11 protein-coding genes are annotated in these 11,887 nt (G+C 69.2%); 6 read left to right on the top strand and 5 right to left on the bottom strand.

Annotated elements, in window-relative coordinates:
- The first annotated feature begins 15 nt into the window (after window positions 1–15).
- Window positions 16–795 (top strand): acyl-CoA dehydrogenase family protein, encoded by a 780-nt coding sequence (locus G6N30_RS02525; protein WP_179965597.1) that lies wholly within the window; start codon window positions 16–18, stop codon window positions 793–795.
- Window positions 796–976: 181 nt separating this feature from the next.
- Window positions 977–1,864, top strand: coding sequence for a type IV toxin-antitoxin system AbiEi family antitoxin (locus G6N30_RS02520; protein ID WP_134059616.1), 888 nt, complete (start codon window positions 977–979; stop codon window positions 1,862–1,864).
- A gap of 75 nt (window positions 1,865–1,939) precedes the next feature.
- Here G6N30_RS02520 and G6N30_RS02515 read toward each other — a convergent pair whose 3' ends face one another.
- Both G6N30_RS02515 and G6N30_RS02510 read right to left on the bottom strand, forming a co-directional pair.
- Entirely contained in the window at window positions 1,940–2,722 is a 783-nt protein-coding gene (locus G6N30_RS02515; protein ID WP_134059613.1) for an enoyl-CoA hydratase, read from the bottom strand.
- 9 nt (window positions 2,723–2,731) lie between these two features.
- Window positions 2,732–3,913, bottom strand: a complete 1,182-nt coding sequence (locus G6N30_RS02510) for an acyl-CoA dehydrogenase family protein (protein ID WP_134059610.1) — start codon at window positions 3,911–3,913, stop codon at window positions 2,732–2,734.
- Between the two features lie 121 nt (window positions 3,914–4,034).
- On the opposite strand from G6N30_RS02510, the gene G6N30_RS02505 reads away from it, so the two are divergent.
- The 3 genes from G6N30_RS02505 to G6N30_RS02495 all read left to right on the top strand — a co-directional run bounded on the left by G6N30_RS02505 (window position 4,035) and on the right by G6N30_RS02495 (window position 7,423).
- Window positions 4,035–4,754 (top strand): TetR/AcrR family transcriptional regulator, encoded by a 720-nt coding sequence (locus G6N30_RS02505; RefSeq protein ID WP_163687353.1) that lies wholly within the window; start codon window positions 4,035–4,037, stop codon window positions 4,752–4,754.
- A 218-nt stretch (window positions 4,755–4,972) separates the two neighbouring features.
- On the top strand, window positions 4,973–5,809 hold the full coding sequence (locus G6N30_RS02500) for a mycofactocin-coupled SDR family oxidoreductase (RefSeq protein WP_134059604.1): 837 nt from the start codon (window positions 4,973–4,975) through the stop codon (window positions 5,807–5,809).
- 162 nt (window positions 5,810–5,971) lie between these two features.
- The gene (locus G6N30_RS02495) at window positions 5,972–7,423 is read left to right on the top strand and encodes a WS/DGAT/MGAT family O-acyltransferase (RefSeq protein WP_134059601.1); all 1,452 of its coding nucleotides are present in this window, start codon (window positions 5,972–5,974) and stop codon (window positions 7,421–7,423) included.
- On the opposite strand, the gene fadD12 is transcribed toward G6N30_RS02495, so the two are convergent.
- Both fadD12 and G6N30_RS02485 read right to left on the bottom strand, forming a co-directional pair.
- Entirely contained in the window at window positions 7,420–9,012 is a 1,593-nt protein-coding gene (gene fadD12 / locus G6N30_RS02490; RefSeq protein ID WP_220097770.1) for an acyl-CoA ligase FadD12, read from the bottom strand. The two genes, G6N30_RS02495 and fadD12, sit on opposite strands and share 4 nt — an antisense overlap.
- Before the next feature lie 50 nt (window positions 9,013–9,062).
- Window positions 9,063–9,860 (bottom strand): lysophospholipid acyltransferase family protein, encoded by a 798-nt coding sequence (locus G6N30_RS02485; RefSeq protein WP_166674622.1) that lies wholly within the window; start codon window positions 9,858–9,860, stop codon window positions 9,063–9,065.
- 155 nt (window positions 9,861–10,015) lie between these two features.
- On the opposite strand from G6N30_RS02485, the gene G6N30_RS02480 reads away from it, so the two are divergent.
- Entirely contained in the window at window positions 10,016–11,083 is a 1,068-nt protein-coding gene (locus tag G6N30_RS02480) for an NAD-dependent epimerase/dehydratase family protein (protein ID WP_134059596.1), read from the top strand.
- Here G6N30_RS02480 and G6N30_RS02475 read toward each other — a convergent pair.
- Window positions 11,080–11,886 (bottom strand): SDR family NAD(P)-dependent oxidoreductase, encoded by an 807-nt coding sequence (locus G6N30_RS02475; RefSeq protein WP_134059593.1) that lies wholly within the window; start codon window positions 11,884–11,886, stop codon window positions 11,080–11,082. The two genes, G6N30_RS02480 and G6N30_RS02475, sit on opposite strands and share 4 nt — an antisense overlap.
- Window position 11,887: the final 1 nt, after the last annotated feature.

Raw genomic sequence — 11,887 nt, 5'->3', positions numbered from 1 at the left:
CGACAATCACTCGACATGCTCGAAGCATCTCTGCGCAAGACCATGCTGACGGCGTCGGGCCCCGACCTCGACGCCGCGCTCACCGAACTCGGCTGGGCCGAGATGCTGACCGACATGCCCGAAACGGCCGTGCCGCTGGTGTTCCGGCTTCTCGGTGAGACCGGTTCGCACGCTTCGGTTCTCGTCGACGTCGTGTTGCACGCCACCGGCAACACGATCGGCGACACCGTCGAGCTGCCGCTGCCGTACGCCGGCAACGCGTGGGTGGTGTGGGACCGGATCAGCGCGCAGAGCGCCGATCCGACACTCGGCGGGCTGCCGCTGCGCCGTGAGGAGGAGGGCTATCCCATCCGGGTGGCCGAGGCGCGGATGGCGGTCGGCTGGTGGCTGGTCGGATCGGCCAGGGCGATGCTGACGCTGGCGTGCCGGCACGCCAAGGACCGGGTGCAGTTCGGCCGGCCCATCGCCCAGTTCCAAGCCGTGAGGCACCGGCTGGCCGAGACGCTGGTGGCCATCGAGGGCGCCGAGGCCACGCTGACGCTGCCCGGCTCGGAGAACCCCGACCTGAACGCGCTGCTGGCCAAGGCCGCCGCGGGGAAGGCGGCGCTGACGGCGGCCAGGAACTGCCAGCAGGTGCTCGCCGGAATCGGTTTCACCGCCGAACACGATCTGCACATCCACGTGAAGCGGACACTGGTACTCGACGGATTGCTGGGCAGCTCACGCGAACTCACGCGCCGAGCGGGAGCGGGGCTGCGGGCCCGCGGCTCGGCGCCCCGGCTGGCCAACCTGTAGAAGCACCTCCCCACCTCTTTACCTCTTACCGCGAGCGTGCGTGTCTGCCCACGAGACGCCGCGGTTTCGCCGGCACTTTGCGCACGCTCGCGGCACTGAGACCGTGCACAGCCGCTGATTCATCCACAGGCGGCATGGTTGGTGCTGTCCTGACCTCGCGGCCCGACCGACGATGGCCGCCATGGACGAAGCACTGCAGCGGATATTCGACAGACAGGGTGGCGTCGCGACGAGCGGCCAGATCCTCGCCGTCACATCGCGATACGAGTTCGAAGCGGTGGTGAAACGCAAGTACGTCGAACGCATCTGGCAGGGTGTGTACTGCTTGGGCGAACCGACCGACGAGATGCGTCTGCGCGGGCTCGACCTGGCCTGCGGCACCCGCATCGCGGTGTGTCTGGCGACCGCCGCGGCGCTGTTCGGTTTCGACACCGAGGAGCCCAAGGAGCTGCACGTGCTCAACCCGCCGGGGCACCAACTGCGCCCGGTCGACGGGCTGGTCGTGCACCGGCGCGACGGCGCCCCGCTCGTGTCAACCGGCGAGCGGCGTGCGACGACGCCCGCGTGGACGGCGGTCGAAGTGGCACGCGGCCTTCGTCGTCCGCGCGCCCTGGCCACTCTCGACGCGGCACTGCGCAGCAAGACCGTCAGCCGGGGCGAATTGTGGCGCGCGGCAATCGAACAGGCCGGCAGGCGAGGCATCGTCGCCGTCCGCGACCTCCTCCCGCTGGCCGATCCGCGAGCCGAGTCCCCACTGGAGAGCGAGGCCCGGCTCGCCATGATCGACGGTGGTCTACCGTCACCGGAGCTGCAGTTCGCGGTCGTCGACGGCAACGGCGAGGTGCGGCGGCTCGACTTCGCCTGGCCGGATCAGCGCGTCGCGGTCGAGTACGACGGAGTCGACTGGCACAGCGGACCGGAGGCCATGCGTGCGGACCGCCGTCGTCAGTCAGCGCTGATGGACGTCGGCTGGGTGGTCATCCCGATAGTGTTCGAGGACGTGCGGCACCGCGCCTGGGACTTCGTGGCGCGAATCGACCATCAGCTTCGGCACCCTCGCGCCGCGTGACCGTGCACAATGTGCTGCGGAAACCGCGGCGCGTCGGGTGCAGACGCGCACGCTCGCGGAGGCGAGGTGACCCGATTACTGGACGGTGCTCTTCATCTTGTCGAGGTCGACCAGCACCGGCCATCCGCCCACGCTCAACGCGTTGCCGTGACCGGTCTGGTGGATGTCGAACACCGACTGGATCGCGGCGTAGAAGCCCTGCACGTCGAGAGTCTGGTTGACCGCCCGCTTGGCCTGCCGCAGCGCGAAGGGCGGCATCGCGGCGATCTGCTCGGCCAGCGCGCGGGTCTCGGCGTCGAGGTCGTCGCGGGGCACCACCCGGTTGACCATGCCGGTGCGTTCGGCCTCCTCGGCGGTCAGCGGCCGGCCCGTGAACAGGATCTCCTTGGCCTTGCGCGGCCCCAATTCCCAGGTGTGGCCGTGGTATTCGACCCCGCCGATCCCCATCAGCGCGACCGGGTCGGAGAACAGGGCGTCGTCTGCGGCGAGGATCAGATCACAGGGCCAGCACAGCATCAGCCCGCCGGAGATGCAGCGGCCCTGCACGGCGGCGATCGACGGTTTGGGCACGTTGCGCCACCGCAGCGTGTACTCGAGGTAGCGCTTCGACTCGTGGGCGATGATGAATTCCAAGGTGATCTTGTCGGGCACCGGGCCGCCGCCCCGCAGATCGTGGCCGGCGGAGAAGTGTTTTCCGTTGGCGCGCAGCACGATCACGACGACCTCGGGGTCCTCGGCGGCTCGCGTCCACGCCGCGTCGAGTTCGTCGAGGAGTTCGGTGTTCTGCGCGTTGGCCACCTCGGGCCGGTTCAGCGAGATGGTCGCGATCTTGTCGGCGACCTCGTAGTCGATGTACACGTTTCTCCTCTAGTTCCTGGGTAATCCGAGCAGTCGCTGGGCGACGATGTTGCGCTGGATCTCCGATGTGCCGCCGGCGATGGTGCCGGCGAAGCTGCGGGTGTACCGCTCGAACCAGCCGCACGAGTAGGCGTCGAGGTTGAGCGGCGTCCACGGCCCGACCGTGGTGGGGTGTGCCAGACCCTCCACCCCGGCCGCGGCCAGTGCGTGTCCGGTGGCGGCCTGCCCGGCCTCGGAGCCCAGCAGTTTGAGCACCGACAGGGCGGCGCCGTCGTCGATCCCGCGCGCTGCCCGGGCGAGCGCGACCGAACCGAGCAGCCGCAGCGCCATCGAGTCCATGACCATGGTGGCGTAGTGGTCGCGGTCGAGCGCCGTGCGGGCCGGGAAGTCGTCGATCAGATCCTGCAGCCGGTCGCCGTAGCTGAGCCACAGCATCGTGCGCTCGTGCCCCAGTGACCCGTTGGCCACCCGCCACCCGTCGTTCTCGGCGCCGATCAGGTTTTCCGCGGGCACCTCGACGTCGGTGAAGAAGACCTCGTTGAAGTCCTTCTCGTCGGCATCGCAGATTGACGCGAACGGACGGCGGACGACACCGGGGGAATCGGTGGGGATCATCAGCACGCTGATGCCGCGGTGTTTGGCCGCATCCGGATCGGTCCGCACGAAGGTGAGGATGACGTCGGCCTCATTGGCCCCCGACGTCCAGACCTTCTGCCCGTTGACCACGTAGTGGCCGGAATCCGGTGCGCGCACGGCCCTGGTGCGCAGCGACGCGAGGTCCGAACCGGCGCCCGGTTCACTCATCCCCAGCGCGGCGGTGAGCTCGGCGCGCAGGATCGGCACCGCCCACTTTCGCTGCTGTTCGGGCGTGCCGAACGAGATCAGGGACGCGGCGATGATGCCCACGCCCTGCGGGTTGAAACTCTGGTAGATGCGCCGCCGCGACAGCTCGAGCTGGTGAACGTACTGCTGGAGGATGGTGGCGTTGCGGCCGCCGAACTCGGGCGGATGACCGGGCAGCAGCCAGCCGTTGTCGAACAGCAGGCGCTGCCAGCGACGGGCCCACTCCGGCACGTCGGCCGAGGATCGGGGGCGCTGCGCCGCGTCGGCCTCCCGGGGCTGGTGTGCATCGAGGAACGCCACGAACTCGGCGCGGAAAGCTTCGACGTCGGCGTCGAAAGTCAGCTGCACGGCACTCCCGGGTTTGCTCTCTGGGGAAACGCTTCTCTAACGCACAATCTGAGAATACTATTCTCGCCATGAGGAAGGCACAATCTCCGACACGTTGGCCGCGAGGGGGGCTCGGACCACTATGCCCAGGCGTTCTCCGGTACAGTTCATTCATGTTCTCCCGACTCGGCCAGGCTTCGAGCTGCCGGTGAGCACACCCAGCGAAGAGCCGGCTTGGAAGCAGCGGGCCGTCGAGCGGTCGATCAAGACCGCCAAACTCCGCGCCGCGCAGCGTGTCCAGCGGTTCCTCGACGCCGCTCAGGCGATCATCATCGAGAAGGGCAGCACGGATTTCACCGTGCAAGAGGTGGTCGATCGGTCGCGGCAGTCGCTTCGCAGTTTCTACCTGCAGTTCGACGGTAAGCACGAACTGCTCCTGGCGCTCTTCGAGGATGCGCTGAGCCGGTCGGCCGACCAGATCCGGGCCGCCACCGCCAGCCACACCGACCCTATCGAGCGTCTGAAAGTGGCCATTCAGCTGCTGTTCGAGACCTCGCGGCCGGATCCCGCCGCCAAACGGCCGCTGTTCACCGACTTCGCCCCGCGTCTGCTCGTCTCGCATCCCGCCGAGGTCAAGGTCGCGCACGCGCCGTTGCTCATCCTGCTCGCCGAGCTCATGGAAGAGGCCAGCGCCGCCGGTCAACTGCGGGAGGGGATCAACCCCAAGCGGATGGCCGCGATGACGATGCAGACGGTCATGTTCGTCGCTCAATCCAGCGGCGGCGCCGATGACGGCTCCGTCCATCCGATCACCGCCGACGAGGTCTGGGACTTCGTCGCGCACGGGTTCGCCCGCATCTGACACACCCCGCTCATCGCGGTCGGCCCACCCGCCGCCCGCGGTGTTCGCGACGCTAGTCCGCATTCTCCGGAAATGCCGTTCTTCTAAGCGGATAGTAGAAATTGCCCTTTTCGAGTGTGGCGTTGACACAATCGAATGCCGGTGAGAAGGTCTGCTGAGCAGGTGCCCAGCAGACCGGCGCACATGGACGAATCGACGAACCAGGAATCGAGGACCCGATGGCAGGACGCGTAGAAGGCAAGGTCGCATTCATCACCGGTGCGGCCCGCGGACAGGGCCGGGCACACGCGGTGCGGCTGGCGCAGGAGGGCGCCGACATCATCGCCGTCGACATCTGCAAGCAGATCGACAGCGTCCGGATCCCGCTGTCGACGCCCGAGGATCTCGCCGAGACCGCGGACCTGGTCAAGAACCTCGACCGACGCATCTACACCGCCGAAGTCGACACCCGTGACTTCGATGCGCTGAAGGCCGCCGTGGACGCCGGTGTCGAGCAGCTGGGCCGACTCGACATCATCGTTGCCAACGCCGGCATCGGCAACGGCGGCGAGACGCTGGACAAGACCAGCGAGGGCGACTGGGAAGACATGATCGACGTCAACCTGGGCGGCGTGTGGAAGACCGTCAAAGCCGGTGTCCCCCACCTGCTGGCCGGCGGCCGGGGCGGCTCGATCATCCTCACCAGCTCGGTCGGCGGCCTCAAGGCCTACCCGCACACCGGCCACTACGTGGCGGCCAAACACGGTGTGGTGGGCCTGATGCGGACGTTCGCGGTCGAACTCGGCCCGCAGAACATCCGCGTGAACTCCGTGCACCCGACCAACGTCAACACGCCGCTGTTCATGAACGAGGGCACCATGAAGCTGTTCCGCCCCGATCTGGAGAACCCGGGCCCCGAGGACATGAAGGTCGTCGGCCAGCTGATGCACACCCTGCCGATCGGGTGGGTCGAGCCCGAGGACATCGCCAACGCCGTACTGTTCCTCGCTTCCGACGAGTCGCGCTACATCACCGGTGTCACGCTGCCCATCGACGGCGGCAGCTGCCTGAAGTAGGCCGCGCTTCGCGTCGACCGGGGATCTCGCGCGGCGAGGTCCCCGGTTTCGGGTCGGCCCCATTCGCGCGAAACCGGCCGCCACGGCGGGCCGGGGTGGTTGCATGAGTCCACGCGATCGCGGGGATACGTGCTCTACGGGCGGCGAGGATCGAGGTGGGGCGTGAAGCGACTCAACGGCATGGACGCCATGCTGCTGTACAGCGAGACGCCCAACCTGCACACCCACACCCTCAAGGTGGCGATCATCGACGCCACCTCCTACGACATCGACCATGACAGCCCGTACTCGTTCGAGGTGTTCCGCCGCACCATCGCCCGCCGGCTGCACCTGCTCGAGCCGCTGCGCTACCGGCTGATCGACATCCCGCTGCGGTTCCACCATCCGATGTGGCTGGAGAACTGCGACATCGACCTCGACTACCACGTCCGGACCGTGTCGGTGCCCGCCCCCGGCGGCCGCCGCGAACTCGACGAGGTCATCGGCCGCATCGCCAGCACCCCGCTGGACCGCAGCCGGCCGCTGTGGGAGTTCTACTTCGCCGAAGGCATGCCCGACAACAGGTACGCACTGATCGGCAAGGTCCACCACACGCTGGCCGACGGCGTCGCGTCGGCGAACCTGCTGGCCCGGCTGATGGACCTGGCCGGCGCGGCGCCCGACGAACGCGACCACTACACGACGTGCGAGCCGCCGACCCGGTCACAGCTGTTGGCCGAGGCCAGCCGCGACCACCTGCAGAAGGCCGTCGAATTCCCCGGCCTGGTGAGCCAGGCGGTGCGCGGGGCGGTGCGGGTGCGGCGGCGCACTCGCGATCAGCGGGGCGGCGACGAGATGGCGAAGATGTTCCGGACGCCCCCGACGTTCCTCAACCACGTGGTGTCGCCCGCGCGCACCTTCGCCACTGCGCCGGTGTCGCTGGCGGATCTGAAGGAGACGGCCAAACACCTCGGCGTCACGTTCAACGATCTGGTGCTGTCGGTCGCCGCCGGCGGACTGCGCGAACTTCTGCTGCGCTACGACGGGCGCGCCGACCGGCCGCTGCTGGCGTCGGTGCCCGTGGCCACCGACCGCTCCCCCGACCGGGTGACCGGAAACGAGATCAGCGGGCTGGCGGTGTCGCTGCCCGTCCACATCGACGACCCGCTGCGCCGGGTGCGGCTGACGGCGCTGGCGACCAAGCGCGCCAAGGAAGTTCACGATCTGATGGGTCCCCGCCTGCAGGGCAGGATGATGGAATACCTGCCGCCGCCGGTGGCGCCCAGCGCATTCCGCTGGCAGGCGCAGCACGCCGCGCACAACCGGATCATGAACGTCGCGGTGTCGAGCGTGCCGGGTCCGCGCGAGCGTGGACACATCGGCGGCGCCGACGTCACGGAGATCTACTCCGTCGGCGTGCTCTCGGCGGGAAGCGCTTTCAACATGACCGTGTGGAGTTACGTCGACCAGGTCGACATCTCCGTGCTCTCCGACGACCAGACGTTCGACGACATCCACGAAGCGACCGACGCGATGCTGCACGGGCTCGCCGAGATCCGGCGCGCCGCAGGATTGCCCGCCGAACTGCGCCCGGTCGACACCGCGATGGCACCGGCCACCGCGGTCGCGCCCTAGTCGAGCTGGGCGAGCAGTTCGTTGCGCAGCACCTTGCCGGTGCCGCCGCGCGGGAGTTCGTCGAGCACCTTGATCTCCCGCGGCACTTTGTAATTCGCGAGGTTGCCGCGGACGTGTTCCTTGAGTTCCTCGGCCGTGACCGACGCACCGTCGGCGGGCACCACGAATGCGGCAAGGCGCTGGCCGTACTTCTCGTCGTCCACCCCGAGTACCGCGGCCTCGGCCACCCCCGGATGGGCGGCCAGCGTCTTCTCGACCTCGATCGGGTAGACGTTCTCGCCGCCGGAGACGATCATCTCGTCGTCGCGGCCGACGACGAACAGCCGTCCCGCCTCGTCGAGGTACCCGACGTCACCGGAAGCCATGAAGCCGTCGTGGAAGTCCTTGGTGGCACCCGAGGTGTACCCGTCGAACAGCGTGCCGCTGCGCACGAAGATGCTGCCGGTCTCGCCCGGGGGCAGCTCGCGGAAGTCCGGATCGAAGATGCGGATCTCGGTGCCGTCGGCCGGTGTGCCCGCGGTGTCGGGTGCGGCCCGCAGGTCGGCGGGTGTCGCGGTGGCGATCATGCCGGCCTCGGTGGCGTTGTAGTTGTTGTAGATGACGTCGCCGAACTGGTCCATGAACGCGGTGACGACGTCGGGACGCATCCGCGAACCCGAGGCGGTGGCGAAGCGCAGCGACCGGCCGCTGTAGCGGGCCCGCACCTCGTCGGGGAGATCCATGATCCGGTCGAACATCACCGGCACCACCACGAGGCCGGTGGCGCGGTGCTCGTCGACCAGGGCCAGCGTGGCCTCCGGATCGAAGCGGCGCCGGGTGACGATCGTGCAGGCCAGCAGCCCGGCGAACAACAACTGCGAGAACCCCCACGCGTGGAACATGGGCGCGACGATGACCGTGGTCTCCTCCGCGCGCCACGGCGTGCGGTCCAGCACGGCCTTGAGGTCGCCCGCGCCACCACTGCCCGCGGAACGCTTCGCGCCCTTCGGCGTTCCCGTCGTTCCGGAGGTCAGCAGGATGGTCTCACTGCTGCGCTCGGCGGGGCGCGGGCGCTGCCCCCGGTGCGCGTCGATCAAAGCGTCCACGGTGGTCTCGGTGTCCGCGCCGGGCTCGTCGGTCCAGGCGACGATGGGCAGCGCATCGGGCAGCTTCGCCAGCGCCACCCCGACGGTCTCGGCGAACTCCTCGTCGTAGATCACGACGTCGGCGCCCTCGCGTTCGGCGACCTCGGCCAGTGCAGGCCCGGCGAACGACGTGTTCAGCAGCAGCGCGTTGGCCCCGATGCGGTTGGCGGCCAGCAGCGCCTGGACGAAGCCGCGGTGGTTGCGGCACATGATCGCGACTGTCCCGGGAGTGCCGCCGGGCAACTGCTGCAGCGCGACGGCCAGCGCATCCGATTCGTCGTCGAGTTCCCGGAACGTCAGGGTGCCGCGTTCGTCGACCAGTCCCGGCCGGTCGGGACAGCGCTGCGCCGCGGTGGCGAACCCGACCGTCGCCGTCATCCCCACCCTGCGCACGGCGCCGCCCATGCGCAGATAGCGGTCCGGTCGCATGGGGGCGATGAGCCGTGCGCGCCACAGGGTCTGCATCAACCCGACGCTTGCGCCCACCTTGGCGGCGGTCTCGCTGAACACGGTGCTCACCCCAGCACCGGGAAACGACGTTCGCGCGCGAGTTCGTTGAGCGCCTTCTGCATCACGGTGCGGACGTGCTGGTCGACTTCGGCCACATCCGGATCCTCGCCGAACTGCGCGGTGATGTCGATGGGTTCGAGCACCCTGGTCACGACCTTCGACGGCAGCGGCAGATTGGGCGGGAAGATCAGCGACAGGCCGAAGGGGAAGCCGAAGCTGACCGGCAGGATCTCCATTCGGGCCCGCTTGAGCCCGAGGCGCCGGGCGATGGAGTCACCGCGCGCGAGGAACAGCTGAGTCTCCTGCCCACCGATCGACACCATCGGGACGATGGGCACCCCGGCCTCGATGGCCGTGCGCACGTAGCCGGTGCGGCCCGCGAAGTCGATCTTGTTCTCGGAGAACGTCGGTCGGTACGAGTCGTAATCGCCGCCGGGGAAGACCAGGACCACCGCGCCGGAGCGCAGCGCCTTACCGGCGTTCTCACGGCTGGCCTCGATCACTCCGGCGCGGCGCAGCAGGCTGCCCAGCGGTGGGACGAACACCCCGTAGTGGGCCAGCGTGTACACCGGTCGGTCGTACCCGAACCGCTGATAGAACGCCGGCGCGAAGATCAGCACGTCCGGGGTGAGCATGCCGCCGGAGTGGTTCGCGACGACCAGCGCGCCCCCGGCGGGTGGGATCGCCTCCAGTCCGCGGACATCGGAGCGGAAGTAGCGCCTGATGGCGGCGCCGACCGTCTTGGCGATGGCCGCGGTGAACTCCGGGTCCCACTTCGCGACCTCGGGCCGGTCGGGTGGCACCTTGCGGTTGCCGTCCCTGTCGTCGCTCTTGTCCTGGTCGCTCACCGGATCCCCCTGTGGCTGCTGCTCCGTTGCAGGTCGGTGAATACGTTACTCTCGCTAAAGGAGAACTCCGTAATCGCGATGCTCACGCGCGCCGACCTCTCGGGAGAACAATGTCAGACGCGGTGCTCGTTACCGGCGGTTTTGGGCTGGTCGGTTCGCAGACGGTGCGGCGCCTCGCCGAACTCGGCCGCCCGGTGGTGGCAACCGATCTGCAGACCGACGCCAACCGCAAAGCCGCCGCGGCACTACCGGACGGCGTCCAGGCGCGGTGGGCGGACCTGACCGACGCCGGGCAGGTCGAGCAACTGCTCGGCGAGGTCGCGCCCGCGGCGATCATCCATCTCGCCGCGGTGATCCCGCCGCCGATCTACCGCAACGCCGCGCTGGCCCGCAAGGTCAACGTGGACGCCACCGCGACACTCGTCCGCGCGGCCGAGGCGCTGCCCACTCCCCCGCGCTTCGTCCAGGCGTCGAGCAATGCGGTCTACGGTGCGCGCAACCCGCACCGCCACACCGCGCCGGTCACCGCCGAAACCCCGCCCAACCCGACCGACCTCTACGGCGGACACAAACTCGAAGCCGAGGAGCTCGTGCGGGCGTCGAGCCTGCAGTGGGTGGTCCTGCGGCTCGGCGGTGTGCTCAGCACCGATCCAAAGGCCATGCCGTTCACCACCGACGCACTGTTCTTCGAGAGCGCACTGCCCACCGACGGCAGGCTGCACAGCGTCGACGTCCGCGACGTCGCATGGGCTTTCGCCGCGGCCACCACGGCCGACGTCGTCGGCGAGATCCTGCTGATCGCGGGCGACGACACCCACAAATTGCGTCAGGGTGAGGTCGGACCCGCGCTCGCCGGCGCCCGTGGCATGGCCGGCGCGCTGCCGCCTGGGCGGCCCGGTGACCCCGACCGCGACGACGCGTGGTTCATCACCGACTGGATGGATGCGACGCGGGCGCAGGAAGCGCTGTCGTTCCAACATCATTCGTGGCCCGACATGCTCGCCGAGATGAGCGGCCAGGCGGGTCTGCTGCGTTATCCGATGCAGCTGCTCGCCCCGTTGGCGCGGCTGTTCGTCGCGCGTCAGTCGGCCTACCGGAACAAGCCCGGGAAGTACGCCGATCCGTGGGCGGCGATCCGGTCCCGGCTCGGCGAACCGGGGCTCGACCGGCCCCGCTAACCCGGGCCCAGGGTGGCGGCACCCGTGCCGGGGTGCCGGTACCAGCCACCCGCGGAATGCGTACCGCCGTCGACGTGCAGCGTCTGCCCGGTGATGTAGCTCGCCAGGTCCGAGGCGAGAAAAACTGCGGCGCCAGCCATCTCGTCGACGGTTCCGGGGCGGCCCATCGGAATCGCGTCGCCGATGCCCGCGGGCAGGCCGGCCGGTGACAGCGCCATGAGACCCTCGGTGACGATGACATCGGGCGCCAGCGCGTTGACCCGGATCCCGTGCGGCGCCAACTCGAACGCGGCGGTCTGCGTGTAGTTGATGACGCCGGCCTTGGCCGCGGCGTACGCGGCGTACCCGGGCGCGGCCCGCACTCCTTCGATGGACGTCACGCTGATCACGCTGCCGCCGACGCCTGCGGCCACCATGTGCTGGGCGACCCGTTGTGTGCACAGCATGACGTGCCGAAGGTTGGCTTTGTAGAGTGCGTCCCAGCCGTTCTCGCTGGTCTCGAGCAGCGGTGAGGCGAACGTGCCGCCCGCGTTGTTGACCAGGATCGTCACGGTGCCGAGTTCGGCGGCGGTGCGGTCGAGCGCCGCCGACACCGCGGCGCTCTCACGCACGTCGGTGACGACGCCGAGACCCCCGACCGCTTCGGCTGCGGCCGCGCAGCTTTCGGCGTCGCGCTCCCAGATCGCCACCCTGGCGCCGAAGGCGGCTAGCCCCGCGGCGATGCCGAGGCCGATACCGGTGCCGCCGCCGGTGACCACGGCGACGCGGCCGGTGAGCAGGATGCCGGAGGGGTCGATCGACATG

It is taken from the genome of Mycolicibacterium litorale, assembly GCF_010731695.1.
Classification (GTDB): Bacteria; Actinomycetota; Actinomycetes; order Mycobacteriales; family Mycobacteriaceae; genus Mycobacterium; species Mycobacterium litorale.
Note: the sequence above shows the minus strand (reverse complement) of the source record. Positions and strands in the feature narration are given on the sequence as shown.

Excerpts from the sequence above, each read along its gene's own strand:
- G6N30_RS02525 (WP_179965597.1), top strand. The coding sequence starts at position 16 with ATGCTCGAAGCATCTCTGCGCAAGACCATGCTGACGGCGTCGGGCCCC.
- G6N30_RS02520 (WP_134059616.1), top strand. The coding sequence starts at position 977 with ATGGACGAAGCACTGCAGCGGATATTCGACAGACAGGGTGGCGTCGCG.
- G6N30_RS02505 (WP_163687353.1), top strand. The coding sequence starts at position 4,035 with ATGCCCAGGCGTTCTCCGGTACAGTTCATTCATGTTCTCCCGACTCGG.
- G6N30_RS02500 (WP_134059604.1), top strand. The coding sequence starts at position 4,973 with ATGGCAGGACGCGTAGAAGGCAAGGTCGCATTCATCACCGGTGCGGCC.
- fadD12 (WP_220097770.1), bottom strand. The coding sequence starts at position 9,012 with ATGCAGACCCTGTGGCGCGCACGGCTCATCGCCCCCATGCGACCGGAC.
- G6N30_RS02480 (WP_134059596.1), top strand. The coding sequence starts at position 10,016 with ATGTCAGACGCGGTGCTCGTTACCGGCGGTTTTGGGCTGGTCGGTTCG.
- G6N30_RS02475 (WP_134059593.1), bottom strand. The coding sequence starts at position 11,886 with ATGTCGATCGACCCCTCCGGCATCCTGCTCACCGGCCGCGTCGCCGTG.